The organism is Pseudomonas sp. H26/SER47-MNA-CIBAN-0231, from assembly GCF_040310465.1.
GTDB lineage: Bacteria > Pseudomonadota > Gammaproteobacteria > Pseudomonadales > Pseudomonadaceae > Aquipseudomonas > Aquipseudomonas atacamensis.
Genome location: NZ_JBEOPW010000148.1, coordinates 1 through 248 on the forward strand (window position 1 = coordinate 1; position 248 = coordinate 248).

A 248-nucleotide genomic window follows, 5' to 3' on the forward strand; every position below is an offset into this window, starting at 1 on the left:
GTTAGTTCTGTTAATAAAGCCAGCAAAGCCATTTCATCAGAAAAGTCATCGTTGAAATCGACACGCGAAAGCGGTTTTACCCTGATTGAAGTGATGGTCGCCTTAGCGATTTTAGCCGTCGTCGCTGTCGCTGCTAGCCGTGCCAGCAGTGCGTATCTCAGCTCGGTTGATGTGTTGCGTACCCGTACGCTGGCTCATTTCGTTGCCCAAAACGCGGCTGCCGATTTACAAATCCAAGAGACATGGCT

Annotated in this window: 1 protein-coding gene; it reads left to right on the top strand. The window is 50.0% G+C overall.

Translation table 11 applies throughout. The features are described from left to right. A partial coding sequence (gene gspI / locus AAEZ10_RS27635) for a type II secretion system minor pseudopilin GspI (RefSeq protein ID WP_350571863.1) occupies positions 1-248 on the top strand: 248 nt, incomplete at both ends.